Source organism: Streptomyces sp. ISL-98 (assembly GCF_018614055.1).
Classification (GTDB): Bacteria; Actinomycetota; Actinomycetes; order Streptomycetales; family Streptomycetaceae; genus Streptomyces; species Streptomyces spiramyceticus.
Genome location: NZ_JAGGPB010000056.1, coordinates 1 through 26,263 on the forward strand (window position 1 = coordinate 1; position 26,263 = coordinate 26,263).

At 70.1% G+C, this 26,263-nt stretch carries 23 protein-coding genes, 1 pseudogene and 1 riboswitch; of the genes and pseudogenes, 10 read left to right on the forward strand and 14 right to left on the reverse strand.

Features of this window, described 5'->3' with window-relative positions:
- Positions 1-784, forward strand: a 784-nt coding sequence (locus J7I98_RS31700; protein ID WP_214928501.1) for a CHAT domain-containing protein, incomplete at its 5' end; no start/stop codon positions are given.
- Positions 785-947: 163 nt separating this feature from the next.
- Here the strand turns inward: J7I98_RS31700 and J7I98_RS31705 are convergent.
- Positions 948-1,910, reverse strand: a complete 963-nt coding sequence (locus tag J7I98_RS31705; protein ID WP_214928502.1) for a DUF4331 family protein — start codon at positions 1,908-1,910, stop codon at positions 948-950.
- Positions 1,911-2,108: 198 nt separating this feature from the next.
- Here J7I98_RS31705 and J7I98_RS31710 point away from each other — a divergent pair, with 198 nt between their 5' ends.
- On the forward strand, positions 2,109-3,038 hold the full coding sequence (locus J7I98_RS31710) for a glycoside hydrolase family 16 protein (RefSeq protein WP_214928503.1): 930 nt from the start codon (positions 2,109-2,111) through the stop codon (positions 3,036-3,038).
- Positions 3,039-3,084: 46 nt separating this feature from the next.
- Here J7I98_RS31710 and J7I98_RS31715 read toward each other — a convergent pair whose 3' ends face one another.
- Positions 3,085-3,984 (reverse strand): TIGR03619 family F420-dependent LLM class oxidoreductase, encoded by a 900-nt coding sequence (locus tag J7I98_RS31715; RefSeq protein ID WP_308378014.1) that lies wholly within the window; start codon positions 3,982-3,984, stop codon positions 3,085-3,087.
- 56 nt (positions 3,985-4,040) lie between these two features.
- A riboswitch (cobalamin riboswitch) is annotated at positions 4,041-4,271 on the forward strand.
- Between the two features lie 159 nt (positions 4,272-4,430).
- Between J7I98_RS31715 and metE the strand changes: the two genes are divergently transcribed.
- The 3 genes from metE (at position 4,431) to J7I98_RS31730 (ending at position 8,181) form a co-directional block, all read left to right on the forward strand.
- On the forward strand, positions 4,431-6,734 hold the full coding sequence (gene metE, locus J7I98_RS31720; protein ID WP_214928505.1) for a 5-methyltetrahydropteroyltriglutamate--homocysteine S-methyltransferase: 2,304 nt from the start codon (positions 4,431-4,433) through the stop codon (positions 6,732-6,734).
- A 144-nt stretch (positions 6,735-6,878) separates the two neighbouring features.
- Positions 6,879-7,169, forward strand: a complete 291-nt coding sequence (locus tag J7I98_RS31725) for a hypothetical protein (RefSeq protein ID WP_251021506.1) — start codon at positions 6,879-6,881, stop codon at positions 7,167-7,169.
- 526 nt (positions 7,170-7,695) lie between these two features.
- Complete coding sequence (locus J7I98_RS31730; protein WP_251021507.1) at positions 7,696-8,181, forward strand: fibronectin type III domain-containing protein; 486 nt, start codon at positions 7,696-7,698, stop codon at positions 8,179-8,181.
- Here the strand turns inward: J7I98_RS31730 and J7I98_RS31735 are convergent.
- The gene (locus tag J7I98_RS31735; RefSeq protein ID WP_214928506.1) at positions 8,153-9,637 is read right to left on the reverse strand and encodes a UDP-N-acetylmuramoyl-L-alanyl-D-glutamate--2,6-diaminopimelate ligase; all 1,485 of its coding nucleotides are present in this window, start codon (positions 9,635-9,637) and stop codon (positions 8,153-8,155) included. The genes J7I98_RS31730 and J7I98_RS31735 overlap by 29 nt on opposite strands.
- Positions 9,638-10,019: 382 nt before the next feature.
- On the opposite strand from J7I98_RS31735, the gene J7I98_RS31740 reads away from it, so the two are divergent.
- Complete coding sequence (locus J7I98_RS31740) at positions 10,020-11,108, forward strand: magnesium and cobalt transport protein CorA (RefSeq protein WP_214928507.1); 1,089 nt, start codon at positions 10,020-10,022, stop codon at positions 11,106-11,108.
- A 12-nt stretch (positions 11,109-11,120) separates the two neighbouring features.
- On the opposite strand, the gene J7I98_RS31745 is transcribed toward J7I98_RS31740, so the two are convergent.
- On the reverse strand, positions 11,121-12,776 hold the full coding sequence (locus J7I98_RS31745; RefSeq protein ID WP_214928508.1) for an amidohydrolase: 1,656 nt from the start codon (positions 12,774-12,776) through the stop codon (positions 11,121-11,123).
- Positions 12,777-12,817: 41 nt separating this feature from the next.
- Positions 12,818-14,221 (reverse strand): cytosine permease, encoded by a 1,404-nt coding sequence (locus tag J7I98_RS31750; RefSeq protein ID WP_214928509.1) that lies wholly within the window; start codon positions 14,219-14,221, stop codon positions 12,818-12,820.
- A 154-nt stretch (positions 14,222-14,375) separates the two neighbouring features.
- Here J7I98_RS31750 and J7I98_RS31755 point away from each other — a divergent pair, with 154 nt between their 5' ends.
- Entirely contained in the window at positions 14,376-14,978 is a 603-nt protein-coding gene (locus J7I98_RS31755; protein WP_214928510.1) for a TetR/AcrR family transcriptional regulator, read from the forward strand.
- An 89-nt stretch (positions 14,979-15,067) separates the two neighbouring features.
- On the opposite strand, the gene J7I98_RS31760 is transcribed toward J7I98_RS31755, so the two are convergent.
- Both J7I98_RS31760 and J7I98_RS31765 read right to left on the reverse strand, forming a co-directional pair.
- Positions 15,068-16,597 carry an MFS transporter gene (locus tag J7I98_RS31760; RefSeq protein WP_214928511.1) on the reverse strand — a complete coding sequence of 510 codons (1,530 nt, stop codon included), beginning with the start codon at positions 16,595-16,597 and terminating at the stop codon, positions 15,068-15,070.
- 107 nt (positions 16,598-16,704) lie between these two features.
- A complete protein-coding gene (locus J7I98_RS31765; protein ID WP_214928512.1) occupies positions 16,705-17,595 on the reverse strand; it encodes a LysR family transcriptional regulator in 891 nt (296 codons plus the stop codon).
- 116 nt (positions 17,596-17,711) lie between these two features.
- Between J7I98_RS31765 and J7I98_RS31770 the strand changes: the two are divergent.
- Positions 17,712-18,609 (forward strand): annotated as a pseudogene (locus J7I98_RS31770) (DMT family transporter).
- A 103-nt stretch (positions 18,610-18,712) separates the two neighbouring features.
- On the forward strand, positions 18,713-19,828 hold the full coding sequence (locus J7I98_RS31775) for an XdhC family protein (RefSeq protein ID WP_214928513.1): 1,116 nt from the start codon (positions 18,713-18,715) through the stop codon (positions 19,826-19,828).
- Here J7I98_RS31775 and J7I98_RS31780 read toward each other — a convergent pair.
- Both J7I98_RS31780 and J7I98_RS31785 read right to left on the reverse strand, forming a co-directional pair.
- Positions 19,825-20,202 (reverse strand): signal peptidase I, encoded by a 378-nt coding sequence (locus J7I98_RS31780; protein WP_214928514.1) that lies wholly within the window; start codon positions 20,200-20,202, stop codon positions 19,825-19,827. The genes J7I98_RS31775 and J7I98_RS31780 overlap by 4 nt on opposite strands.
- Positions 20,199-20,591 (reverse strand): hypothetical protein, encoded by a 393-nt coding sequence (locus J7I98_RS31785; protein WP_214928515.1) that lies wholly within the window; start codon positions 20,589-20,591, stop codon positions 20,199-20,201. The genes J7I98_RS31780 and J7I98_RS31785 overlap by 4 nt, the downstream gene beginning before the upstream one ends.
- Positions 20,592-20,791: 200 nt before the next feature.
- Here J7I98_RS31785 and J7I98_RS31790 point away from each other — a divergent pair, with 200 nt between their 5' ends.
- Entirely contained in the window at positions 20,792-21,817 is a 1,026-nt protein-coding gene (locus J7I98_RS31790; protein WP_214928516.1) for a 7-epi-alpha-eudesmol synthase, read from the forward strand.
- Between the two features lie 63 nt (positions 21,818-21,880).
- Here J7I98_RS31790 and J7I98_RS31795 read toward each other — a convergent pair whose 3' ends face one another.
- The 5 genes from J7I98_RS31795 to J7I98_RS31815 are packed head-to-tail and all read right to left on the reverse strand — an operon-like array spanning position 21,881 to position 26,119.
- Positions 21,881-23,167 (reverse strand): cytochrome P450, encoded by a 1,287-nt coding sequence (locus J7I98_RS31795; RefSeq protein WP_251021509.1) that lies wholly within the window; start codon positions 23,165-23,167, stop codon positions 21,881-21,883.
- Positions 23,164-23,784 carry an ATP/GTP-binding protein gene (locus J7I98_RS31800; protein WP_214928517.1) on the reverse strand — a complete coding sequence of 207 codons (621 nt, stop codon included), beginning with the start codon at positions 23,782-23,784 and terminating at the stop codon, positions 23,164-23,166. The genes J7I98_RS31795 and J7I98_RS31800 overlap by 4 nt, the downstream gene beginning before the upstream one ends.
- Positions 23,765-24,133 carry a DUF742 domain-containing protein gene (locus J7I98_RS31805; RefSeq protein ID WP_214928518.1) on the reverse strand — a complete coding sequence of 123 codons (369 nt, stop codon included), beginning with the start codon at positions 24,131-24,133 and terminating at the stop codon, positions 23,765-23,767. The genes J7I98_RS31800 and J7I98_RS31805 overlap by 20 nt, the downstream gene beginning before the upstream one ends.
- Complete coding sequence (locus J7I98_RS31810) at positions 24,130-24,540, reverse strand: roadblock/LC7 domain-containing protein (protein ID WP_214928519.1); 411 nt, start codon at positions 24,538-24,540, stop codon at positions 24,130-24,132. Before J7I98_RS31810 ends, J7I98_RS31805 begins: the two co-directional genes overlap by 4 nt.
- Positions 24,541-24,544: 4 nt before the next feature.
- Positions 24,545-26,119 (reverse strand): sensor histidine kinase KdpD, encoded by a 1,575-nt coding sequence (locus J7I98_RS31815; protein WP_214928520.1) that lies wholly within the window; start codon positions 26,117-26,119, stop codon positions 24,545-24,547.
- Positions 26,120-26,263: the final 144 nt, after the last annotated feature.

Below are 26,263 nucleotides of genomic sequence, written 5' to 3' on the forward strand. Positions count from 1 at the left end.
GGAGGGGGATGAGCGTGGGGAGCGGGAGCTGCCACGGCTTTGGTGGTGCCCGACCAGCCTGCTGAGCTTCTTCCCGCTGCATGCCGCGGGGAAGTACGCCGCCGGGGAGCACCGCCCGCACGGTGTCGCCGACCATGTCGTGTCGTCGTACACCGCGACGCTGAGCGCACTGCGCCGCTCGGCCTCGAAGCAGGCGCGGCCGGCGGCCGAACGCACGCTGCTTGTCGTCGCCGCGCCGGAGGTGCCGGGGTATCCGCCGCTCGACCACGCGCTCGAAGAGGCGGGGAGGCTGGCGGAGTTGTTCCCCGAGGCGACGGTCCTCGCGGGTGACGACGCTACCCGCGATGCGGTGGTCGGGGCGCTGCCGGAACACAGCTGGGTGCACTTCGCGTGTCATGCGACCGCCGACCCGCTGCGCTCCTCCGCCAACCATCTCGTGCTCGTGGACGGCGCCTTGGACATGGCCGACCTCGCAGGCCTCTCGCTCGACGCGGAACTGGCGTTCCTCGCGGCGTGCGGTACGGCGGCAGGCTCGGTGCGGCTCGCCGACGAGGCGCAGCATGTCGCGTCGTCGTTCCAGCTGGCGGGGTACGCCCATGTGATCGCCACGTTGTGGGAGGTGGCGGACGGGGACGCGGCTGATGTGACTACGCGGCTGTACGGGGAGATGACGGGCGGCGGCCTGCGCCCGGCTCGGGCGGTCCACCGGATCACCCGTGAACTGCGGGACAGGTACCCGAGGAGTCCTTGGCTGTGGGCCCCGTACACGCACATCGGAGCGTGAGCGCGGGTCCGGGTCCGGGTGCGGGTGCGGCCTGCCTGCGGCGCTTTCCCCTCCCCGCCCCTTCCCGGCTGTGACATTTACGGCTCCGCGGCGTGAGGGGGCAAGCCCCCAGACCCCGGACGCCCTACGAGAGTGTCGGGGAACAAGCCCCGCAGGGCACGCGCTAGTCGGCCACCGCGTGCGGCGTGCCCAAGTATGGGAATTCCGGGAGCAGATCCGTATGCGGGCCGATGTGGTCCGTGGCGATCTGCCCGCCCGAGATCATCGCCAGCCGCGCCGACGTAACGTCATCAGTGAGCGCCCGCCCGTTCGGGTACGCCGCCGGCAGGTCCCGGTCGTAGCGCAGGATGTCCGGCAGGATCACCCGCAGCGCCGCCTCGGCCGCCTCCGCGTCGTATCCGCCGGTGCGCCGGAGGACCTCGGTCCATGGCTCGCGGTACGTGTCCCAGTCCGCGGCGGGCTCCCCTTCGTTGTACGCCTCCTTCGCCTCCTCGGCGTTGAAGTACGCGGTCAGCGACGGGTGGGCGCCGCGGTCGACGGACTTGAGCTCTCCGTTCTGCCGCACGCTGACCCGTGCCCACACCCCGATCTCCGGATCGGTACTGATCTCGGCGTTCGGGGCCTCGATCACGATGCCGAAGACGTTCTTGTCGGCTCCCCAGTCCACACCCGTCCACTGAAAGTTGTCGACGATCCCGTCGAGATCCGCGAAGAACGGGTCGCTGCGCAGACCGACGGAGAGCAGGTACGGTCCGGCCTCGACCACGGTCGGCGCGGGCCCGAAGCTGACCGGCGCGTCGGCGACGAGCTGCTTGCCGGCGGCCTCGTGCCCGCGGGCCTGCTCGCCCGTCGCCCGGTACACGGTGAAAGTCTGCTGCCCGTCGACGGGCCGGGAGAACTCGAAGCTGAACGCCAGGTCCGCCCGGTGGTCGCCGTCGGTGTCGACGTTGATGCGGTAGACCGCGTCCGGGTGGAACGCAGTGCCTCCGGTGGGGGCGATCGGGTTGACGTTCATGATCAGTACGGTGCTGTCGCCCGGCACGGTGAACGCGAACACGTCCGTCAGGTCCAGCCGGGCGTCGTCCATGGGCGACCGGAGATGGGGTCCGCTGAGGTGATGTGACATGACCCCAGCGTCCGTACCCGGCCGCTCCACCGCACGGCGGTCGCCGCCGTACGTGGCACCGAAGTCACCCTAGTGGCACCCCTGGCCCCCTCGGGCCCGGCGCCCGTACGGTATGTGGCGCACCGTCCAGAACAGGCACGCGACGCGCCACCGGCCGTAACCCCCGGCGGGCCGTCGCCCCAGTGGAGGACCGGGCCCATGACCGTACACACGCACCGGCGCCCGCGGCGCCGTCTCCTGGCCGCCGCGCTCGCTCTCGCCCCGGTGGCTTTCCTCCTCGCCTGGCTCACGCCCACGTCGGGCGCCTCCGCGCCGTCGCAGGACGCGTGCCGCACCGTGGGCGACAGCATGCCGCGCGGCGACTGCGGCCCCTTCCGGCAGGTCTTCGCGGAGGACTTCAACGGGGACACGGTGCCGCTCGGCTCGTTCAGCGACTGCGACCACTACGCCGACACCCCGGACGCGTACTGCGAAGGCCTGGAAGGCACGTACCGGGACGAGTGGTGGGCGTACCCGAACAGCTGGCAGGACACCGCGACGTCCGGCGCCGACGGCAATGCCGTCCGGTCAGTCGGCGGCAACTACCACCCGGAGGACACGGTCGCCGTCGGCCCGGACGACAGCGGCGACGGCCGGATGAGCATCCGGATGTGGAGGCCGGCGGACGGTGGTCCCGTCCATGCTGCGGCCGTCGTCCCGAAGAAGCTGATGGAGCAGACGTACGGCAAGTTCAGCGAGAGGTTCCGCGTGGTGGAGGCCGCGCCCGGCTACAAGTCGGCACATCTCTGGTACGGAAACGGCTGCGAGATCGACTATCCGGAGCAGAACTGGACCGAAACGATCACCGCCTTCACACACCCCTGCGACGGCGGGCAGCAGGACATGTTCGCCACCGGCGCCCGCTGGACGGACTGGCACACCACGTCCGTCGAGTGGACGCCGGAGGAGATCCGCTACTACCTGGACGGCGTGCTCATCGGATCGAGTACGCGCGGCATCCCGCAGGAGCCGCTGTCCTGGGTCCTGCAGAACGAGAGCGCGCTGTACGGTCCGCCTGCCGCGCCCGGCTCGTCCGCGCAGCTCGACATCACCTGGGTCGCCGGATACACGTACGAGGCTGCCCCGTGAGGCAGTCGGGCCTGCAGTCGACCGGGCAGGGCAGCAGGTCAGCCGGTCAGCGTACGGTCCCTGTCTCCGGATCGACGACCTTGTCGACGAGGAGCGAGAGGACCCTGCGGTCGTCGTCCGCGGTCCCGCGCAGTCCCGGCGAGTCCGGATTGGTGTCGAAGAGCACGTGGGTCGCGCCCAGGTCGTGGAGCGCCGCGAGTTCCTCGCGGATCTGGTCGGCCGTCCCGTGGCCGACCGGGTGTTCGCCGCCGATGCGGCTCTCGGTCAGGTGGATCTGCAGCCGCGGTACGAGCGCGGGCACCGGCCGTCCGGCGCGCTCCGCCTCCGCCGCCAGCACCGGCAGGGCGGCGCGGATCGCGGCCATGGTCGGCCGGTACGGGTGCCAGCCTTCGCCGAGGCGGGCGGCGCGGCGCAGGGCGGCCGGTGAGCCGCCGCCGACCCAGACGGGGAGGTGGGGGACGGTGGCGGGGGCGGGGGCCGTCCGTACGCCTTCGTATGCGACGTACTCTCCCTGGAAGGTGGTCCGGTCCTCGGTCCACGCGGCGCGGATCGCGGTGAGGTACTCGTCGGTGATGCGGCCGCGCTCGGCGAACGGGACGCCCAGCGCGGCGTATTCGCGCGCGGACCAGCCGACGCCCGCGCCGAGGATGAACCCGTCCGTGTTGAGGCAGTCGATGTTGGCGGCCATCCGGGCGGTCTGCAGCGGATGCCGGTACGGGACGACGGTCACGGTGGTGCCGAGGGTCAGGCCGGGCACGCGTCCCGCGAGGTGGGCGGCCAGTACGAACTGGTCGTAGAAAGGGGCCGGATAGGTCTCGTGCACATCGGGAGTCACCGCGATGTGGTCGGAGATCATCGCGAAGCGGAAGCCTGACTCCCTTGCGTCCTGGGCCTGTTTGAGCAGGCTCGCGGGGGTGGTGCCGGGACCGAAGTTGAGTATGTTCACACCAAATTTCACAGCGGGAGGCTACCCACCCCCCGCTGTTCGAAGATCGTGTGGAGTACGTTGTCCTTGCAGCTGGTTCGATCCGTCAGCCGGACGGAAGCGTCGTAAGAGGGAACCCGGTGGGAATCCGGGACTGCCCCGCAGCGGTGAGTGGGAACGACCGCCGTCATACGCACTGGCCCCGGATTCCGGGTCTGGGAAGCGACGGCCAGTAGGTGCCCGCCGGGCGAGAGCCCGGTACGGCAGGCCCGCGAGTCCGAATACCTGCCACTGCCCGCGTGCGACCCCGCATGCGGTGATCTCGGTGACCTCGAGGGCAGGTCGGCGGTAACGGGCAGGCGGATCATGGCTGTTGTCATGGTGTTGCCGTACGTCGCCCGGTGCGCCTTCCTTCGCGTCCTCGGCCCGCTCCGGGGTCATCTCCGCGACTCGCGAAGGAGAGTTCCGTGGCCGACCGTTCCGCCACCCCGCAATCACAGCCCACTGTGCACGGCTACCCCCGCCAAGGCCCCGGCCGGGAGCTCAAGAAGGCCGTCGAGGGCTACTGGGCGGGCCGCACCAGCGCCGCCGACCTGCACAGCACCGCCGCCGGACTGCGTCGCGACGCCTGGCAGCAGCTGGCCGACGCGGGCATCCGTGAGGTGCCGACCGGCAGTTTCTCGCTGTACGACCATGTTCTGGACGCGGCCGTGATGGTCGGCGCGATTCCCGAGCGCCACCGGGCCGCCGTTCATGCCGACCAGCTGGACGGCTATTTCGCCATGGCACGCGGCACGGAGGACGCCGCGCCGCTGGAAATGACCAAGTGGTTCGACACCAACTACCACTACCTGGTGCCCGAACTCCGCCCCGACACCGTCTTCACGGCCACCTCCCGGGGGCCGGTCGAGGAGTGCCGCGAGGCGGTCGCGCTCGGCCACTCGGTCCGCCCTGTCCTGGTCGGCCCGGTCACGTTCCTGCTGCTCGCCAAGGCCGCCCCGGGGGTCGCCGACGGGTTCGAGCCGATCACCCTCGTCGACCGGCTGCTGCCGGTGTACGCCGAGATCCTGTCCGATCTGCGGGCGGCGGGCGCCGACTGGGTCCAGCTCGACGAGCCCGCCCTCGTCCAGGACCAGACCCCCGCCGTACTGAACACCGCCGCACGCGTCTACCGCGAACTCGGCGCGCTCACCGACCGGCCGAAGCTCCTGGTCGCGTCGTACTTCGACCGGCTCGGCGAGGCGCTGCCGGTTCTCGCGCACGCCCCGGTCGACGGCCTCGCGCTGGACTTCACCGGACCGGCCGCCGCCAACCTCGCCGACCTCGCCGCGGCCGGCGGCCTGCCGGGCAAGCGGCTGATCGCCGGGGTCGTGGACGGCCGCAACGTATGGATCAACGACCTGGAGCGCTCGCTCTCGACCCTCGCCACCCTGCTCGGGCTCGCCGACCGGGTCGACGTCGCGCCCTCCTGCTCCCTGCTGCACGTCCCGCTCGACGCGGCCGTCGAACGCGATGTGGACCCGCAGGTCGCCCGCTGGCTGGCGTTCGCCCGCCAGAAGACGGCGGAGACCGTCACCCTCGCCACCGCCCTGACCCGCGGAGCGGACGCCGTCGCGCCGCAACTGGCCGCGAGCCGCGCCGCGCTGGCCTCCCGATCCGCCTCCGCGCTCACCCGCGACCCTGCCGTGCGTGCCCGGTGCGCCGCCGTCACGCCGGAGCAGGCCCGCCGCCCGGAGCCGTACGCCGAGCGCACCTCGGCCCAGCGGGCCCGGCTGGGGCTGCCGCCGCTGCCCACGACGACGATCGGCTCGTTCCCGCAGACCACGGAGTTGCGCACCGCGCGCGCCGACCTGCGCGCCGGACGCATCGACGGTGCGGCGTACGACGAACGGATCGCCGCCGAGATCCGCGAGGTGATCGCCTTCCAGGAGAAGGCCGGGCTGGACGTTCTCGTGCACGGCGAGCCCGAACGCAACGACATGGTCCAGTACTTCGCCGAACAGCTCACCGGCTACCTCGCCACCCGGCACGGCTGGGTCCAGTCCTACGGTACCCGTTACGTCCGCCCGCCGATCCTGGCAGGCGACGTGTCCCGCCCCGAGCCGATGACGGTGCGCTGGACGTCGTACGCCCAGTCCCTCACCGACCGCCCGGTCAAGGGCATGCTCACCGGGCCCGTCACCATGCTCGCCTGGTCCTTCGTCCGCGACGACCAGCCGCTCGCCGACACCGCCCGCCAGGTCGCTCTTGCCCTGCGCGACGAGGTCACCGACCTCGAAGCGGCGGGCACCGCCGTCATCCAGGTCGACGAACCGGCGCTGCGCGAAACGCTGCCGCTGCGCAGCGCCGACCGCTCGTCCTATCTCGCCTGGGCCACCGAGGCGTTCCGGCTCGCGACCAGCGGTGTTCGTGCTGAGACCCAGATCCATACGCATATGTGCTACGCGGAGTTCGGCGCGATTCTGGCCGCGATCGACGACCTCGACGCCGATGTCATCAGCCTGGAGGCCGCGCGCTCGCACATGCAGATCGCGGACGAACTGGCCACGGCCGGTTATCCCCGTGAGGTCGGGCCGGGCGTGTACGACATCCACTCGCCGCGCATTCCGGCCGAGCGCGAAATCACGGATCTGATCGATCGCGCGCTGCGGACCGTTCCGGCCGACCGGCTGTGGATCAACCCGGACTGCGGTCTGAAGACCCGTACTGCCGCCGAAGTTCGTCCGGCTCTGGAGAACTTGGTGGCAGCGGCCCGCCGTATCCGCAACTGACGTCACAGGAAGCGGAATCCGCCGGATGTTCCCGGCGGATTCCGCTCCCGCCATTGCCAGGCGGCTGGTCCAGTCCTACGCTCTCGCACCGCCCCTCCCATGAACAGCGTTCATATACGCGAATTCGAGAAGGGAAGTGAAGACGTGCGCAACCGACTCCTCGCCATCGTCGGCCTCACAGCCACCTGCGGACTGGTCCTGGCGCCGAACGCCCGCGCGGAGGTCGAGCCCGGTGGCTGGACCTCCGTCTCCCCGTCGTTCAACGTGCAGGAAAGGGGGTGCGGTCAGGTCGAAGGGCTGACCTTCCGGCTCACCTGCTCCACCGCGAGCGGTGACCAGCGCGCCGAGCGGCGTTATGCGACGTACACCGGCGGCACCCGTCAGTTCGAGGTGTCGTCAGCTGCTTGCCGGGGAGCGTGCACGAGGGCGGTTTAACTCGATCGTGTGATGGTCGACTTCCGGGCTTGCGGCCTCCTGGGCCGTCCGGGTTAACGTGATCGTGTGATCTGGGACGCCGGGTACGGCGCCAGCGTGCGGGGCCCCCGCTCCACCGGAGTGATGGTTCAGGGCCTCCCCGTCGCCTCTGGCCGTACCCATTTGGCCAGATCGCGCAGGGAACCGACCTCCCGGGCCCGGACCACGCACAGGATGCGTGTCACCGCCCCGGGGTTGAGTACGCCGGGGACCAGTGCGCCCAAGACCGTTCGGGGCGTGCGGCTGAGCAGATCCACTCCTGCTCAGTCCGGAGGAACGGTACTTCAGGATCAGCAGCACCCGCGTCAGGGGGGCCACCCGCCTCACGGCCACTCTCGTCTCACCCGTCGACATCACCCTGCGGTGGACGGGGGACGAGAGCGGTGCGGCCGGCCACGTCGTCGAGTTCGCGACGGAGCCCCACGGCCCGTACACGATTCTGCGGTACCTGGCTCCCGGTGAACGCACGTACCGGCATCCCGACCTCATGCCCCGCACCGCATTCCATTACCGCCTGCGCCCCTACTACGGACCCGCCTCCCGCCCGGTCGAAGTCACCCTCCCACCGGGCGAGTTGACGGAGGAGGACCAGAAGGGCGACCACGAGTGGGCGCCTCCCCGCACGGTCGCGGGCAAGACCGCCGTCACCACGCACTCCGTACGCGATGCCGCCTCCGCACCGACCGGCCTCAAGGCCACCGTCGAGCACGCCAACGGCATCAGGTTCACCTGGACGGACCACGCCGACGACGAGGAGGGCTTCCTGCTCGAAACCAGGCCCGAGGGCAGCCGCGCATTCCGCCCGGTCGCCGTCCTGGACCCGGACATCAACTCTTTCGGCCTGATCACCCTGCCGGACGAGAAGCGGGCGGCCTACCGGGGCCGCGCCATCACCTACGGCGCGCAGTCCAACGTCGTACGGCTGACCACCGGCGAGGACTCCGCTACGCCCCGGCCAGTTCCCGCACCGTAGCCATGTCGCTGAACGGGATGAGCCGCTCGCCGACGATCTGGTACGGCTCGCTGCCCTTGCCCGCGATCAGTACGACGTCGTCGGCGCCCGCGGCGGACAGCGCGTGGGCAATGGCGCTGCGGCGGTCGGCGAAGCGTACGAACGGGGTGCCCGTCGCCGTGAGGCCCGGGGTGACCTGGTCCAGGATCGCCTCGGGGTTCTCGTACCTCGGATTGTCCGAGGTGAGAACGCACAGGTCGGAGTACGTCCCGGCGATCTCTCCCATCCGGGCACGCTTGGTCACGTCCCGGTCGCCGCCGCAGCCGAAGACCGTGATCACCCGAGCCTTCGCGAAGCCGCGGATGGTGCCCAGGACCTTGTCCAGGGAGTCCGGGGAGTGCGCGTAGTCCACGATCACGGACGTGCCGCCCGGCGTCTCGAAGCGTTCGAACCGCCCCGGCGTCGGCGGCATCCGGTCCAGTGCGGCGACCAGCCCCGCGAGGTCGTGGCCCAGGAGGTGACAGGCCGCCACGGTCGCCAGCGCGTTGGCGACCGAGTACCGGCCGGGGACGGGGATCGCCGCCGGGTACTTGCGGCCGTCGTGGTGGAGAGTGAAGCGCGTGCCGTGGCCGTCCATGCTGAGGTCGGTCGCCCGGTAGTCGGCCTCGGAGTCGAGGGCGTACGTCACCACCTCGCCCGGCATCATCGCCACGATCGAGGCACCCACAGCGTCGTCCACGTTGACGACGGCACGCCGGCACAGGCCCTGGAAGAGGCGCAGCTTGGCGTCCCGGTAGTTGTCCATCGTGCCGTGGTCGTCGAGGTGGTCCTGGGTGAGGTTGGTGAAGATCCCGACGTCGATGAACGAGTCGTCGACGCGGTGGTTCAGCAGGCCCATCGAGGTGGCTTCGAGCACCACGGTGGACACCTCGCGGTCGCGCATGCGCCCCAGCAAGTACTGGAAGTCCGGCGATTCGGGTGTGGTCAGCACCGACCTGGGCATGGGGATCAGCTCGTCCCCGATCCGGCTGCCGGCCGTACCGATGACGCCCACCTCTGCGCCCTCGGCGAGGCGCAGAAGGGACTCGACCATGTACGACACGGAAGTCTTCCCGTTGGTGCCGGTGACGGCGACCATGTCCATGGCCCGCCCGGGCTCGCCGTAGTACCGGGAGGCCACGGCAGCGGCCGCCTTCCTGGTGTCGGGAACCCGGACGACGCAGACTCCGGCGGCCGATGCCGATGCGGATGCCGGGGCGTCGAGCGCCGCGCTCTCGACCAGTACCGCGACGGCGCCGCGTGCGAGGGCCGGTCCGACGGACTCGGGGCCGCCCTCGGCGTGGCCGGGCACCGCGATGAACAGAGCGCCCGGTGATGCCCGGTGAGCGTCGAAGCATGTTCCGGCGGTGATCAGCGTCTCCGGATCGCCCGCGAGGACCTCGTGGTCATGGCCGGCCAGCAACTCGCTCAACTTCACAGGGGTCCTCTCGGGGGTACGGCGGGCGAGGCCGGAATTCCGGCGTCGGCAAAGGAGGCGGCGCCCACGCGTCTACGGCAGCAGACCGCCGTACGGAGAGGGCTCCACGAACTGGGGAGTGAGGGCCGGATCAGAAACCGGCGAGCAGAAAACGCAGAAATGCGGAGAAACGGATCGCTAGCCGTGGCCGTGCAACGCGCACAGGGCATGAGGAGCCTGTACCAGGCACTCCTTCGTTTCACATGTGCGACCCATGCTTGGGAGTGTACGGCCCGCCGGGGGGCCTCAGTGCCGCGAACGGCCGCGGCGGCGGGCCGCCCCTCGCGGCGGGGCCCGCGGCAGCCCTGGCACACTGGCCGACGATCTTCTGAAGGAGCCCGCTATGCCGTTGATCCGCAATATCAGCCGAGTGGTACGCCGCGCCTACGGCCGGACCGTGGATCTGAGCCATCCGACCAGGTCACCGCTCGGCAGCGCGGTCGTCAACTGTGTGGTGTACGAGGACGGCCTGCGGCAGCCGGGCGACTGTCCGGCGGAGGAGGCCCTGCGGCGGGTCCGCAAGTCCGGCCGGGGGTTTGTCTGGATCGGGCTGCATGAGCCCGCCCAGGAGGAATTCGCCGGATTTGCCGAGCTGTTCGAGCTCCATCCGCTGGCCGTGGAGGACGCCGTACAGGCTCATCAGCGGCCGAAGGTCGAGCGGTACGACGACGTGCTGTTCGCCGTCTTCAAGACCGTGCACTATGTCGAGCACGCCGAAGTCACCGCCACCAGCGAGATCGTGGACACCGGCGACGTCATGGTCTTCACCGGATCCGACTTCGTCGTCACCGTCCGTCACGGCGGACACGGCTCGCTCGGCCCGCTCCGGGAGGCCCTGGAGGCGGCGCCCGATCAGCTGGCCATGGGTCCTTCCGCGGTGCTGCACGCGATCGCGGACCATGTCGTCGACGACTACCTCGTGGTGGCCGATGCCGTGCAGCAGGACATAGACGCGGTCGAGAGCGCCGTGTTCAGCGAGTCGGCGGGCCGTGGCGATGCCGGCCGGATCTACCAGCTCAAGCGTGAACTCCTCGAGCTCAAGCGGGCCGTCGCGCCGCTGGCCCGGCCGCTGAACGTCCTGGCGACCGAGCCGATGCCGTCCGTGAGCCCGGACATACGGGCGTACTTCCGTGACGTCTCGGGCGACCTGGCAAGGACCTCCGAGCAGATCACCGCCTTCGACGGGCTGCTCGACTCGATCCTGCAGGCCCATCTGGCCCAGGTGACGATCACGCAGAACGAAGACATGCGCAAGATCACGGCCTGGGCGGCGATCATCGCCGTACCGACCATGATCTGCGGCGTCTACGGCATGAACTTCGACGTCATGCCGGAACTGCGGTGGACCTACGGCTATCCCGCGACCCTCGTCGGCATGGCCGTTTCCTGCTTCGCCATCCACCGCGCCTTCCGCCGCAACGGCTGGCTCTGAACTCTCTTCCCCTCAGGCCTCGGAGACGATTTCGCCGCCCACGACAACGGTCTCGGCGACGGTGCCCGGGATGTCCTCGGGCGCGGCGCGCAGGATGTCCCGGGAGAGGACGACGAAGTCGGCGACCTTGCCGACGGTCAGTGAACCCCGCTCGTGGTCGAGGAAGTTGGCGTAGGCGGAGCCCATGGTGTAGCCGTGCACGGCGGTGGCCACGTCCACCGTCTCGCCCGGCATCCACGGCTCGCCACCGTCGAGCGGCCGCCGCGTCACGGCGGTGTAGATGCCGGTCATGGGGTCCATCTCGGCGACGTTCCAGTCGCTGGAGAAGGCGAGCACCGCGCCGGCCTCGTGCAGGCTGCGCATCGGCCATGCCTTGTGCCAGCGGTCCGCGCCGACGTTCTGCGCCCAGTCCTTGCCCGGGCCCGCGATCTCGGGGGCGCAGTGGCGCGGCTGCATGCAGGCGACCACGCCGAGCTCCGCGAAGCGCGGGGTGTCGGCCGGGTCGAGGCATTCGACGTGGACGACCTGGTGCCGGGCGTCGCGCGGGCCGTTGACCGTACGGGCGTGCTCTACGGCGTCGAGGACGGTACGGATGCCCCGGTCGCCGGTGGCGTGGACGAAGCACTGGAAGCCGCGCGCGTCGAGGCCCGTCAGCAGCTCGGCGAATTCCTCCGGCGGGTAGAAGGTGTCGCCCCGGTGGTGGCAGCCCGCGTACGGCTCCAGGAGGGCGGCGGTGCGCGGCTCGACGACGTCGTCGATGTAGAGCTTGAGCGGGCCGACACTCAGCCGGTCGTCGTCGTACTTCTGTGCCGCCGCGGCGAATTCGTCGAGGTCGGCTCCGGTGGTGCCGCGCGGGTGGAAGAGCGCCGCGACGATACGGGACCTGAGCCGTCCTTCGGCGCGGGCCCGCTCGTAGAGGGCGAGGTCGTCGAGGGAGTTCTGCGGCTCGACGACGGTCGTGATGCCGTACCGGATCGCATCGTCGAGGCTCTTGACGAGGCGGCCGTACTGCCGGTCGGGCGATGCCCAGGGCACGCCGAGTGCGCGCAGGGCGCGGTGTCCGTCGCGGGAAAGGCCCTTGACGGCGAAGTCCTTGATGAATCCGGTGGGTTCGCCGGTCGCGGGGTCGGTCTCGGCCTCGCCGAAGGGCAGGCTCGTACGGTCACGGCTGATGCCGAGGCGGCGCAGGGCCGCGGTGTTCAGCCAGGCGGTGTGCACGTCGTAGCTGAGGACGAAGGCGGGTGTGTCGCCGGTGACGGGGTCGAGGTCGTCGGCGCGCGGCATCCTGCCGTCCGGGATCGCCGAGTAGTCGAAGGCCTCGGCCTCGATCCACTCGGCGTCCGGGTGGGCGGTGTGCCAGGCGCGGATGCGGTCGTGGATGCCGTCGAGCGTACGTACACCGGCGAGCTGGACGCAGGCGTCGTCGGAGCCGAGCCTGACGTGGTTGTGGGCGTCGACGAAGCCGGGCAGCACCAGCCGGCCGCCCGCGTCGATCACCTTGGTGTCAGGTCCCGTCCACGGTTCGGCGCCGGAGTCCGGGCCGAGCCAGGCGATACGCCCGTCGCGCACGGCGAGGGCCTGGGCTTCGGGCAGTGCGGGGTCGACCGTGTGGATGCGGGCGTTGAGGAGGAGCAGTTCGGCCGGGGTGGTGCCGGTGGTGCGGGACATGAGGGGTGGGCTCCTGGGGTGGTACGGGAAGTACGGATGTTTCAGCGGGCTGAGCGGACGGGCGTACGGGCGGCCAGTGCCCAGTAGGTGAGGGCCGAGACGACCGAGCCGAGGAGTGTGAGGTCGGCGCCGCCGAGTGGCGCGACGAGGGGGCCGGTCCACAGCACCGAGTCGCAGGTGAGACCGGCGAAGACGATGCCGGTGAGGAGGGCGGTCATGCCCGCCGGGTGGTAGCCGGCCCGGTACCAGTACGCACCGCCGGATCCGGAGTGCAGGGCGTCCGCGTCGTAACGGCAGCGGCGCAGCAGCATGTCGGCGAGGAAGACGCCGCCCCACGGTGCGAAGACGATGATCAGCAGCGAGAGGAAGGACAGCAGCGACGCAGTGAAGTCGGCCAGGAAGAGGGCGCCGAGCGAGCCGACCGCGGTGACGGCGGCGCTGATGACGATGGCCCTCGACCGGCTCCAGGGGATGCCCAGGACCTGGAGGTTCAGGCTGGAGGAGTAGAGCGTGATGATCGAGTTGGTGACGGAGCCGCCGAGTACCAGGGCCAGGAAGAGCGGCTGGAACCAGCCGGGCAGCAGCTTTTCGGCGCCCGCGACGGCGTCGCTCATGTCCGTCTGGGTGGCGGCCGCCACGCCCGCGACGCCGAGGGCGACCGACGAGACGAAGCCGCCCAGTGCCCCGCTCCAGGTGATGGCACGCAGCGAGGTGGTCCTGGGCAGGTAGCGCGTGTAGTCGGCGGGCATCGGCAGGTACGAGAACGGGCCTGCAAGCATGACGACGAAGGCCAGGCTCCAGCCGGCGGCGCCGGGGCCGGTGGCGGGAGCGGTGGTGTCCGCGCCGGGCAGGACGAAGACCAGGAGCGCGGCGAAGCCGATGGCCAAGGCGTACGCCATCCAGCGCTCGGCGAACTGCACGGTGGCGTGGCCCCACATGGCGACCGCGAAGGTCAGGGCGAGGGTGATCAGCAGGGCGAGGGCGCGGGCGGTGTCGCCGCCGTGCCAGCCGAGTTCGGCGAAGAAGACTTCGAGGGCGAGGGTGCCGACCACCGTATTGACGATGGTGTAGCCGATGCTGACGACCCAGTTGAGCACTCCGGCGGGCCAGTTGCCGCGTACGCCGAAGGCGGCGCGGGAGATCACGAGGGTGGCCGTTCCGGTACGGATGCCGCTGAGGCCGGCGGCGCTGATGGCGAAGAAGGCGAGGCCGCCGACGACCACGACGGCGGTCGCCTGCCAGAAGGACAGGCCGAAGGCGACGGCGAGAGCGCCGTTGATGACGTAGGTGAAGGTGAGGTTGGAGCCGAACCAGAGCCAGAAGAGGTCCTTGGCACTGCCGTGCCGCTCCTCGTCGGGGATGGGGTCGATGCCATGGGTCTCGACCCGGAACACCTCGTCGCTCTGTTGCTGCTGATGCCGCTCCTGCTGCCGTGCTGTCTGCATCGCCCCGCCTCTCGGTAACCAGACCTTGAATGCCGTTCTAGAACTTAGAACGGCATTCAAGATGCGGTGCGCCTGGCCGACCCGTCAAGACCCTGCGCGAAATCCGCGGATAAGGTCGTGTTCCATCGGGAACGGCACGGCGGAGGCGGAACGAGTGGCAGGAGCGGCGCGACGGCGCGACGGGCACTTCGCACAGGAGCGGATGCTCGAGGAAGCCATGGCGGTCATCGCCGAGCAGGGGCTCGCGGCGCTCACCATGTCGGCCCTGGCCGAGCGGCTGGAGACCAGCGGCGGCCACATCCTGTACTACTTCGGCAGCAAGGACCGGCTGCTCCTCGAGGCGCTGCGCTGGAGCGAGGCCGACCTCACGAAGGAACGCCGCACGCTGCTGAGCCGCAGGACGACGGCGGAGCGCAAGCTCGATCAGTTCCTGGAGCTGTACCTGCCACGGGGACCGCGCGACCCGCGCTGGATGCTGTGGATCGAGCTCTGGGCGCGTACGCCCGCCAACGAGGAGCTGCGCCAGGCCCAGGAGGAGATGGACCGGGGCTGGCAGGAGGACCTGGAGGCGCTGCTCACCAAGGGGGTCGCGCAGTCCAGGTTCGCGGCGATGGACGTACCGGAGCGCGCCGGTGAACTCCTGGCGCTGCTCGACGGTTTGAGCACCCGCGTAGTGCTCGCCCAGCGCGGCAGCGACCGCCGCCGGGCCCTGGCATCGGCCAGGTCGGCGGCGGCCCTGCTGATTCCACGCGTCTGACGTGTGAAGTCTGACGTCCGGCGTCTGGCCCCTGACGTCTGGCCTCTGGCGCCCGACGCCTGACGCCTGACGCCTGACGGGAGAGACCGTCAGTGGGCGTCCTCGGTCGGGCGCAGGCCCTTGGGGATCTTCGCCCAGGCGAGCGCCGCCGCGGCCAGCGGCAGCACCGCGGCGAGCAGGAACGTCGGGGTCATGCCCGCGGTGAAGGCCGTGGAGACCTTTTCGAGCAGCGCGGCTCCCGCCGGGCCGCCGGTCAGTCCGGCCACGTGCGCGGCCTCGCCGACGGAGTCGCGTACAGACTCCGACGCCGCACCGCTCAGGCCGAGTTCGGGCAGGTTTGCCCGGTACAGGGCCGAGGCGATGCTGCCGAGGATGGCGACGCCCATGGCCGCGCCCAGTTCGTAGCAAGTCTCCTCAATCGCGGCGGCGCCACTGACGTCGCACGCCGGGGCCGAGGCCATGAGGGTGACCGAGGCGACCGTGGTCGCGATGCCTACGCCGCAGCCCAGGACAGCCAGTGCGAAGGCGACGGACGGGTAACCGAGGGCGCCGGACTGCTGGAACAGCCAGGGAAGCGCGAGGCCCGCGGTCATCATCAGCAGTCCGGCGCCCAGGACGTGCCGGATCGGGAGCCGGTGCATCAGGGCGGGTGTGACCAGTGAGGTGACGACCAGCCCCAGCGGCGCGGGGAGCAGCCTGATGCCGGCCTGGAGCGGGGTGTAGCCCTCTCCGTACTGGAACCACTGGGTGATCAGGAACAGCGCCGAACCGAGCGCGATCATCCCGAGGAAGATCGCGGCCGCTGCGATACTGAAGGACCGGTTCGCGAACAGCCGTACCTGCAACAGCGGCTGCTCCAGCTGGAGTTGGCGACGTACGAACACCGTCAGCGCGACCACGGCCACGCCGAGCAGCACCCAGGCGACCGGGTCCGCCGGTCCGCCCTTGCCGAGCTGCTTGATGCCGCCCGCGAGGGCGAGCATGCCGACGACGGACTGTCCGACGCCCCACCAGTCCCAGCGCCCGGGCCTGGGCTGACGGGATTCGGGCAGCAGCCACAGGCCGAACGCGATCACGGCGAGCGCGACCGGAACATTGAGCAGGAACGCGGACTGCCAGCCGTTCTTCTCGACGAGCAGACCGCCGACCACCGGGCCTAGCGCCATGCCGCCGCCGAAGACGGCGGCCCAGACGGCGTACGCGAAGGCGCGTTCACGGGCGTCGGTGAAGACGTGCCGAAGGATCGAGAGGGTCGACGGCATGATGGCCGCGCCACCGACTCCGAGCAGCGCGCGGGCGGCGATGACCTGCCAGGGGGCGGTGGCGAAGACGGCGATCAGCGAGGCGAGCGCGAAGACGGCGAAGCCGATGATCAGCAGACGCTTGCGGCCCCAGCGGTCGCCGAGCGCACCGGCGGTGACCAGCACGCCGGACAGCGCGAGGGCGTACACGTCGATGATCCACAGCTGCTGGACGGAGCTGGGCTGGAGGTCGGCGACGAGGGAGGGGAACGCGACGTTGAGGATCGTGGTGTCCATCGCGATCAGCAGCAGGCTGCCCGAGAGGATCGTGAGGACGGCCCAGCGTCGGGGGTCGAGCTGGGCGGGGGCGGGGTGCATTGAGGGTCCTGTTCGGCTTGTTCCGGCACACTACGGTCTCGCTTGAGACATCAGTGTCTCAAATAAGACTGAGATGCGCACCTCGGATTTCCCGCGTGCGTTTTGCCCTACTCCGCCGCCGCCTCCCTGAGCGCTTCCAGCAGGCCGAGTACGGCGGGCTGGGCCAGCGAGATTTCCCGTACCGCCGCATAGATCGCCCTGACCGGCTCCGGGCGGCTGACCTTGCGTACGACGACGTCCGGGTGGCGATTCCTCAGCCCCATGCGCGGCATCAGACCGACGCCGAGGCCCGCTGCGACGAACCCCTGCGCCGTGGCGTAGTCCTCGCTCTCCACCACGAAGTCCGGGCTGAAACCCGCTGCGGCGCACGCGTCGAGCACGGGCTCCAGGCAGGGCCCCGGCGGCTCGCTGCCGACCCAGGGCTCGTCGGCGAGGTCGGTCAGGTCGAGCACCCGCTTCGAGGCGAGCCGGTGCCCCGCAGGCAGTACGGCTCGGTACGCGTCGTCGAGGAGGTGTACCAGCCGGACACCTTCCCGGTGCTGCTCGCGCGGCCGGACCACAAGGGCCAGGTCGGCCCGGGCGTGCTCCACGTCCGGCAGCGGGTCCCCGGGATCGCTCAGCTTGAGATCGACCCGCACACCGGGGTGCTCGCGGCGGAGCCGGACCAGCGCGGGCGCCACGAGGGAGGCGCCCGCGGTGGCGAAGTACCGGATCTCCAGCCGTCCCGTACGGCCGGCCTTCAGGTCGGCCAGGGCGGTCTCCGCCTCCGCGACGTTCTTGCTGATCAGGGCCGCGTGTTCGGTCAGCAGGCGGCCCGCCGCAGTCGGCTGTACGCCCCGGCCGACCCGTTCGAGCAGTGCGATCCCCGCCTGCTTCTCCAGGGCCGCCACCTGCTGACTGACGGCGGACGGCGTGTATCCCAGGTTGGCCGCTGCCGCGGTCACCGAGCCACTGGTGACCACCGCGCGCAGGACCTGCATTCTTCTCACATCGAGCATGTAGGACAGCTTAACGGTTGGTGCAGCACTTTTTGCTTGTCCTGTCGTGTTGTGTCGGGCACCGTTCATGAACGGACAGCCGGACGGGGAGATGCGAAGTGATCAGTGGTGTACGTGTGGGCGTGCTGGCCCTGTTGTGGGGATCGACGTTCCTGTGGATCGAGCTGGCCCTGGAAGGCCTGACTCCCGTTCAGGTCACGCTCATCCGCTGCGGCTTGGGCGCGCTTGTCCTGACCGTCCTGTGTTGCGCCGCTCGCGAGCGGCTCCCTCGCGACCGGGCCACCTGGGGTCACGTCTTCGTGGCTGCGTTCTTCTGCAACGCCCTGCCGTTCGCCCTGTTCAGCATCGGTCAGCAGACCGTCGATTCGGGGCTTGCGGGCGTGCTGAACGCGACAACTCCGCTGTGGTCCCTGCTGATCGGCCTCGCGATCGGCACCGAGCGCGGACTCCATGCGGTCCGCGTGGGCGGGCTCCTTCTCGGTTTCGGCGGGACGGTGCTGATCTTCGCCCCGTGGCAGCAGACCGGACTCGTGGGCTGGGGCGCGCTCGCGATCCTCGGGGCGGCGGCGAGCTATGCCGTCGCGTTCACCTACATGGGGCGCGCCCTCGTCTGGAAGGGCACGCCCACCGTCTCCCTCGCGGCGGCCCAGCTGATCGCCGCGACCGGGCTGACCGCGCTGACGTTGCCGGCGGGCGGCCTCCTACGGGTAGAGCTGGACGCGAGCGCCCTGATCGCTGTCGTCGTCCTGGGCGTCTTCGCGACCGGGATCACCTTCTACCTCACGTACAGGATCATCGCGGAGGAGGGTGCGACCAATGCGGCCACCGTGGGATATCTGTTGCCGGTGGTGTCCGTGGCGCATGGGGGCGATTGTGCTCGGCGAGGAGCTCAGTGTCCGGGTGGTCGCAGGGATGATCGTCGTGCTCGTCGGTGTCGGCATGACGAGGCAGCGGAAGCGGACGCCGGACGGGCTCATATTGAGCCCGCCAATCAGGCCGGCGTCTGGGCCGTAGACGCGCGCACTCCTCACTGCGAGCCCTGAGAGGCCGCAACCCCCGTGACGCGGCAGCATGGGAGCACCACACGACATCAGCCCCACAGGGAAGGGCTCGTACGATGCACGATCTGCTGTCCGAGCTGCGCCAGTGGCACCGATCCGGTACCGACTTCGCCGTGGCCACCGTCGTCTCCGTGCGCGGCAGCGCGCCGCGCGGTCCCGGGGCGGCCATGGCGGTGGCCGTCGGCGGCCAGGTGGCGGGCAGTGTCTCCGGCGGCTGCGTGGAAGGCGCGGTGTACGAGGCGGCGACCGACGTACTCGCCTCCGGGCCGCCCCAGCTGCACACGTACGGCATCAGCGACGAAGAGGCGTTCAGCGTCGGCCTGACCTGCGGCGGCACGCTCGGCGTCTTCGTGCAGGCCTTCTCCGGCGAGGAGGACCGGGCGGAGCTGATGCGCATTCTTGACGTGGTCGAGCGCGGCGAGCCCATGGCTGTGGCCACGATCATCTCCAGCACGGCGTCCGGACGGGATCCCGGGGCCAGGATCGCCGTACGCCGCGATGCGGCCGAGGGCACCCTGGGCGACCCGAGCCTCGACCTCGCCGTCACCGGCGATTCGCGCGATCTGCTGTCCCAGGGCAGCACCGGGCTGCACCACTACGGGGCGCAGGGGCAGCGCCGGATGGACGACGTGGCCGTCTTCGTCCAGAGCTACGCCCCGCCGCCGCGCATGCTGGTGTTCGGCGCGATCGACTACGCCGCCGCCACCGCCCGCATGGGTTCCTTCCTCGGCTACCGGGTGACCGTCTGCGACGCCCGGCCGGTGTTCGCCACCCCGGAGCGCTTCCCCACCGCCCACGAGGTGGTCTGCGCCTGGCCGAGCGACTACCTCGCGAGCACTGAGACCGATGCGCGCACAGCCATCTGCGTACTGACCCACGACCCCAAGTTCGACATCCCCCTCCTCGTCACGGCGCTGCGTACGCCCGCCGGCTACATCGGCGTCATGGGCAGCCGCCGCACCCACGCCGACCGCACCGTCCGGCTGCGGGCGGCGGGGGTCGACGAGGCCGGACTGCGCCGGCTCGCCTCCCCCATCGGCCTCGACCTCGGCTCGCGCACTCCGGAGGAGACGGCGGTGTCGATCGCCGCGGAGATCATCCAGCGCCGCCGCGGCGGCACCGCACAGCCGCTGTCCTCCCTCACGGGGGACATCCATCCGCTGCCCGACTAGGGCGTTACGCGGTCCGCCTGCGGCACTGCGTACCCGGCCACGGAGGGCCACCGAACGGTCAGCACCACCGACTCTTCCTCCGCAACCCACGAGTGGTCCACTCCGTGGCCCCACACGACGTAGTCACCCTGCTCCGCCAGGAGAACGCTGCGGTCCGGCAGTTCCACGCGGAAGCGACCGCTGATGAGGACGAGAAGAGCCGTCCGCGCTTCACCTCTCACCCACTGCTTCCGCTCATCGCCACGCGGGTGGGTGCCCCATTTGATCTCTACGGCATCGCTGTGGCGAGGATCCCCCGCATCCTTGAAATGGCCGAGCAGCCAGCCCCGGTCCAGCAGTGCGTCCTTGCCCGCATTGCCCACGTAGACACTCACGTCTGCGGACCAAGCGCCTCCAGCACCCGGTCGCGCAGGAGTTCATACTCCTCACGGAGCCGGACGAATTGCGGCGGCCTGACTATGACGTCACCGCCGACGACGATCTCCTCGGGGCCGAACTGCTCCCGGGTGAGGTCGATCTCGATCCCCATCCCCAGGCGGTTCCACCAGTGGTAGTCCACCCGTTCTCCGTCGACGTGGACTTCGCCGCGGATCAGTTCGCCGCCCAGCAGGTCGTTGAGGACCATCGCGGTGACACCGCACTGGTCGCGCGCCGGGTTGTCCGTGTTCCAGTGGGGCCGGTGCGCGGGCGTGCAGGTGTCGGCGGACCAACTGCTGCGTACGGCACGTTCGATGTCGGCAAGATTCCATGGCTTGTGAGTCATGCGCCAAGCGTCGCATCGACCACTGACATCACCGATTTCGCTCACACCTGTCACTCAGACCCCTCCCGCCGCATAGATCGTTTACGCCCGGGGCAGCCTCGTAGCGCAATTCGAGCCAATGTGCATGACAAATCATGCAGATGGCGCAAACCACCCGCTCGCACGCAGGGCCCTGCGTGCCCGCCTCAAGGAGCACCCCTGTGCCACAGGACGTCCGGTTCGACCTCCCCTTCAGGACCCCGGTCAGCCAGCACCTGGAGTACGCGAGAGAGCAACATCTGCGGTGGGTCCGGGACATGGGGCTCGTCAGGAGCCAGGCCGGTTACGAGGAATATCAATCCTGGGACCTGCCGCAGGCCGCGATACGCACCTATCCGCACGCCTCGGCCGACGACATGGTCGTCCTGATGAACTGGTTCTCCCTCGCCTTCCTGTTCGACGACCAGTTCGATTCCGGCAGTCCCGACGGCGCCGACCGAATAGCCGAGGTCGCCAGGGAGCTCATCGTGACTCCCCTGCGGCCCACCGGAACGCGTCCCCGCGTCATCTGCCCGATCACCGTGGCCTGGGCGGAGGTCTGGGAGCAGCTCGCCGACGGCATGTCCCTGACCTGGCGCACCCGTTTCGCCGCCTCCTGGGGGCGCTTCCTCGCGGCGCACTCCGAGGAGGTCGACCTGGCTGCCCGGGGCACCGTGCTGGGGCTCGACGACTACACGGCCTTCCGCCGCCGCACGGTCGGCATCCACCACAGCATCGACGCGGGCGAGCGCAGCCGCCGGTTCGAGGTGCCCGCTCAGGCGCAGGCGCACCCGGTCATGATCGGCCTGCGGGACGCCGCGGCGGACACCATCGGTTTCATGAACGACATCCACTCCTTCGAGCGCGAGAAGCGACGAGGAGACGGCCACAACCTGATCACCGTTCTGCACCGCGAGCGCGGTTACTCGTGGGAAGAGGCCACCGACGAGGCGTTCCTGATGACCAGTGAGCGCCTGCGGGACTATCTTCGGCTCGAATCAGAGGTTCCCCAGCTGTGCGACGAGCTCGGGCTCTCGGCCGACGACCGCGACCGGGTGCGGATGGGCGTCGAGGCCGTCCAGCACTGGATCAACGGGAATTACGAGTGGGCGCTGACCACGGGTCGGTACGCCGCGGCCAAGGAGGGCCCGGCGGCCACCGCCGAACTCCAGGGCCGCGGGTCCTTGGACGACCTGCTTCCGGTCTGATACAGCCTCTGCCGGCCGGCCCCGTACGTCATGAAGGGGGCCGGCCGGCAGAAGGGCAAACGATCAGACCGCGGCGGGCTGCGGCGTGAACTCGACCGGAATACGGTCCAGCCGCATCTCCCACGTCGAGGCCGTGGCCGTGAGCTCCCCGGCCGGGGTCGCGAGGCGCAGTCCGGGCAGACGGTGCAGCAGAACGTCGACGGCCGTCTCGATGATGGCCTGGCCGACCCCCTGTCCCGGGCATTCGTGCGGGCCGCTGCTGAACGCGAGATGCGCCTGATTGCCGTGGATGGAGACACCGGCATCAGGGCGGATCTCGGGGTCGAGGTTCCCCGCGGTCAGGCCGAGAACGAGCAGGTCGCCCGCCTTGATCCGCTGACCGCCGAGTTCCAGGTCGGCCGTGGCGAACCGGCCCGGAAGGACCGCCAGCGGCGGGGTGTTCCACATCACCTCTTCCACGACCGCCGAGACGTTCAGCTGACCGCTGACCAGACCGGCGAGGCGTGTGGTGTGCGTGAGGATCAGCTGCAGGACCCGCGCCAGGAGGTTGCTGGTCGTGTTGTGCGCGGTGATCAGCACCAGGCGGAGATGGCTGAGGATCTCGTCCTCGTCCAGCCCGGCGTGGTGCTCGATCAGACCACTTGTGAAATCGGAGCCGGGCTCCGCACGCTTGCGCTCGGCAAGTTCGCCGAGAACCTGCATGATGCGTTCATTGTGGGCGACAGCGTCCTCGCCCCCCTTCATCAGCTGCGCACAGGAGGTGGCCAGCCGCCGCCCCTCGCCCTCCGCGAGCCCGAAGAGCCTCGTGAGTACGAGCATGGGCAGGTACTCGGCGTACTGCGCCACCAGGTCGGCGCGCCCCGCATCCGCGAACGCGTCAATCTGCTTGTTGGCGAAGTGGGTCACGTGACGGCGGATGCCCCGGGCCGCCAGCGCCTGCAGATTGTCGGTGACAGCACCGCGCAGCCGCCGGTGCGGCTCACCGTCCTGGGAGACACAGTCGGGCCGCCACCCGAGCATCGGGATCAGGGGCGAGGTGCTCTCAATACGGCCCTCCTCCCAGTCGCGCCAGATCCGGGAATCACGGCTGAACTGGCGGGGATTGTCCAGGACCCGCTTGTTCTCCCGGTACCCGAGCACCAGCCAGGCCGGTACGTCGCCTTCGAGCAGCACCGGGGCGACTGAGCCGAACTGCTTGCGCAACTGGGCGTAGATGTTGTGCGGATCGGCCGACGCCTCGGGTCCGTACAGCCTGGTGAGCCCGCCCGGCGCGGCGGACCGCACAGGGCATCCGCCCGAGGCCGCCTGTGCGGCGTCGTTGTGCGGACCGTTTAAAGACGGGCTGTTCATCGAGGCTCCAGAGCTGCGGCAGAACGTTCCTTGAGATGGCGTATCAGCGCGATGAGCACATCACGGCTCGATCCCCGGTCGCGTGCGTCGCACGCGACGATCGGGGTGTGGTCGGTGATGTCCAGAGCGTCCCGGATCTCTTCGATGGGATGGTCCTTGGAGTCCGGGAAGACATTGAGGGCGATGACGAAGGGTACGTCGAGCCTCTCCATCTCCTCGATGGCCCGGAAGCTGGAATCCAGCCGCCGGGTGTCGACAAGGACGACGGCGCCGAGCGCTCCCTTGAACAGACCGTTCCACAGGAACCAGAAACGTTCCTGCCCAGGCGTGCCGAAGAGATAGAGCACGAGCTGCTCGCTGAGGCCGATCCGGCCGAAGTCGAGGCTGACCGTGGTCTTCTGCTTGTCCGCCACGCCGACCAGGTCGTCGACGTCGATGCTGGCCTGGGTCAGGGTCTCCTCGGTGGTGAGCGGCTTGATGTCGCTCACCGAGCGGACCATGGTGGTTTTGCCGGTGCCGAAGCCGCCGGCAATCATCACTTTGACCGAGCGGCTTTCAGCAGGCAGTGATCCGGACGACTGCGGCCAGTCCGGGCGGTCAAAGCCTTTCAAGTCCACTGAGTACCTCCTCAAGGAGCGCGAGGTCCGGCCCGAGGCCGGAGGAAGCCGGGATGGGGTCACGAGCTTCCACCTGGCCTGCTTCCAGCAGGTCGGCTACCAGCACCGCGAGAATGTTGAAGGGCAGTCCGAGGTGGGCGCCGAGCTCGGCCACCGACAGCGGATCGCGGCACCACCGGAGTATCGCCTCGTGCTCGTGCTGCATGCCCGCGACGGGAGCGGCGCGGGACACGACGAGCGTCGCCACGTCGAGGCCGAGCGCCGCCCCGCCCGGCGCGCTGCGGCCGCCGGTCAGGACGTAGTAGCGCTCGAGTCCGGACGGGTCCGTGGGCCGCTGGGGATCACTCATTCAGCATGCTCCTCCAGGCGCGGTGTGGTGCCGAGGAGCTCTCCCATCCTTCGTGCCAGGTCCCGCATCTGATGTCCGAGCAGGCCTTGGTCGAGGCCCTCCTTGGCCAGGACGCCGAGGTACGTCTCCACCCCCGCGCGGACGACGAAGAGGTGCCCGCCGTCGACTTCGATCATGGCAAGCCGCAACTGACCGCTGTACTTGGGGAACTGTGCGGCCACGGGCTGCGCCAGCGCCTGCAGTCCCGCGACGACGGCGGCGAACCGGTCGACGTCGTCGGGGTCGTCGGCGCCGTACGACGTGATGGCCTTGCCGTCGCTGGACGCCACCAGGGCGAAGCGGATCTCCTGGATGCTCTCGGTCAGGTCGCGGAGCGCCCAGCTCACATCGGTCTCGTGCTGCGTCATGAGGCTAGTCGCTCTCTTCGGTGCGGGACTCGTCAGTGTCACGTCCGGCGGCGTCACGTCCGGCGGTGGTGGCGAAAGCGGCCAGGCCGGAGAAGGACGAATCCGGCGGAACAGCCGCCGTCGCGGCGGCAGCCGGAGCTTCTCCGCGCGTCCTGTCGGCCGTCTTCTGGGTCTCCCCCCGCTTGCTGCGCCGCCTCGGCAGACCGCCCGGCGTGGTGTCGATCCCGACGGCGCCTGCCGGGGCCGCCGGTTCCGGTGCGGGACTGAGTACGACGCTCGGCGCGGGCGCCTGCGCGGCGACCGGTACGGACGGGCTGTCGGACACAAGGCCGGCCGGAAGCGGGCTGAAGTAGTTGTGGGGAACCACCACGACCACCGAGGTACCGAGCCAGGGCGAGTCGGCGAACGTAACCCTGATCCCGTACTTGCGGGTGAGAGTTCCCACGACGCGCAGGCCGAGGTGTGCGTCCTCCGAGAGGCCGCCGAGGCCGGGACCCGCGGCGACGCCCTCCAGCGCTTCCAGTGCCTGGCGCTTCTTCTCCTCGCTCAGCCCCTTGCCGGCGTCCTGGATCTCGATGCCGACACCGTTGGGCACCTCCTTGCCGGAGACGACCACGGGCTCGGTGGGCGGTGAGTACCGCGTGGCGTTGTCCAGGAGGTGGGCAAAGATCAGCGTGAGGTGGTCGACCAGACCGCCGTCCACGCCCAGTTCGGGGAGGTGGCGCAGCTGCACACGGTCGAAGTCCTTGATACGGCCGACGCCGCCGCGGACCACGCTGAGCAGGCGCTGAGGCTCCTGCCACTGCCGTCCCGGCCGGTCCGAGCCGCCCAGTACGCCGATGCTGGCCGCGAGACAGTCGGCGGGGCCGATCTCCTGGTCCAGTTCCATCAGGCCGCGGGCCACCGTCGGCAGGCGTCCGTGTTCGCCCTGCATTTCGTGCAGGCGGCCGCGGAGCTTGCTGGTGAGGACGTGGATCCGGCTGCCGATGCTGATGACGGCCTGCTCGGCGGAGGTGCTGCGGTTGAGCTCCTCCTCGACGGCGATCAGCGCGGCCCTGAGGACCTTGCGCAGTTCACGCTTGAACTCCGGTGAAGCGTCCGGGTCCTGTGAGAGAGGCGACAGGACGTCGTCGATGGCTTCGCCTTCACGCAGCCGCCGCAGCGCGTCCGGCAGGAATTCGTCGCCCAGCCGGGCGACCAGCTCCCGCTGGTGATCGAGCAGGCCCTGCCACGCCCTGGCCTCGTCGATCAGACGTGCTTCATGGGCGGCGTTCTCGGTGGCGCGCTGCTCCCCGAGGGAGGCCATGTGCTGCTGCCACTGCTGGGAGTGCTGTGCCTGCCTCGCGTGGAAGTCCACGGTGGCATGGCGCAGGCGAAGCTGAGTGCGGAACAGGAGCCGCACACAGGCGGCTGTCGCCACTGTCGCCCCCACTCCCGCAATGGCGGCGGATATTCGGGCCTGGTCGGGCCCTGCGGTCACAGCGACGGCCGTGGCAACGCCTAAACCGATTGGCAGCAGCCACCAGGTGTACCAGGCGGCCGGGGCACGGGCCGCCGGTGGCGGAGTGGCAAGTTCCATCTGCATCCTCAAAACCAACGCGATCGAACAGGGGGGAAGAAGCTAGGGGGACGCACTCGTCGCGCGGTTGGTGCCAGGGTATGGCGGCACTCGTCGGACCACATACGTGATCTCCCTCGCGAGAGGCGTGTTGCACAGCAGGAG

Excerpts from the sequence above, each read along its gene's own strand:
- J7I98_RS31810 (WP_214928519.1), bottom strand. The coding sequence starts at position 24,540 with ATGACGCAGCACGAGACCGATGTGAGCTGGGCGCTCCGCGACCTGACC.
- J7I98_RS31710 (WP_214928503.1), top strand. The coding sequence starts at position 2,109 with ATGACCGTACACACGCACCGGCGCCCGCGGCGCCGTCTCCTGGCCGCC.
- J7I98_RS31765 (WP_214928512.1), bottom strand. The coding sequence starts at position 17,595 with ATGCTCGATGTGAGAAGAATGCAGGTCCTGCGCGCGGTGGTCACCAGT.
- J7I98_RS31745 (WP_214928508.1), bottom strand. The coding sequence starts at position 12,776 with ATGTCCCGCACCACCGGCACCACCCCGGCCGAACTGCTCCTCCTCAAC.
- J7I98_RS31760 (WP_214928511.1), bottom strand. The coding sequence starts at position 16,597 with ATGCACCCCGCCCCCGCCCAGCTCGACCCCCGACGCTGGGCCGTCCTC.
- J7I98_RS31805 (WP_214928518.1), bottom strand. The coding sequence starts at position 24,133 with ATGAGTGATCCCCAGCGGCCCACGGACCCGTCCGGACTCGAGCGCTAC.
- J7I98_RS31750 (WP_214928509.1), bottom strand. The coding sequence starts at position 14,221 with ATGCAGACAGCACGGCAGCAGGAGCGGCATCAGCAGCAACAGAGCGAC.
- J7I98_RS31815 (WP_214928520.1), bottom strand. The coding sequence starts at position 26,119 with ATGGAACTTGCCACTCCGCCACCGGCGGCCCGTGCCCCGGCCGCCTGG.
- J7I98_RS31730 (WP_251021507.1), top strand. The coding sequence starts at position 7,696 with ATGCCCCGCACCGCATTCCATTACCGCCTGCGCCCCTACTACGGACCC.
- J7I98_RS31740 (WP_214928507.1), top strand. The coding sequence starts at position 10,020 with ATGCCGTTGATCCGCAATATCAGCCGAGTGGTACGCCGCGCCTACGGC.
- J7I98_RS31705 (WP_214928502.1), bottom strand. The coding sequence starts at position 1,910 with ATGTCACATCACCTCAGCGGACCCCATCTCCGGTCGCCCATGGACGAC.
- J7I98_RS31785 (WP_214928515.1), bottom strand. The coding sequence starts at position 20,591 with ATGACTCACAAGCCATGGAATCTTGCCGACATCGAACGTGCCGTACGC.
- J7I98_RS31775 (WP_214928513.1), top strand. The coding sequence starts at position 18,713 with ATGCACGATCTGCTGTCCGAGCTGCGCCAGTGGCACCGATCCGGTACC.
- J7I98_RS31795 (WP_251021509.1), bottom strand. The coding sequence starts at position 23,167 with ATGAACAGCCCGTCTTTAAACGGTCCGCACAACGACGCCGCACAGGCG.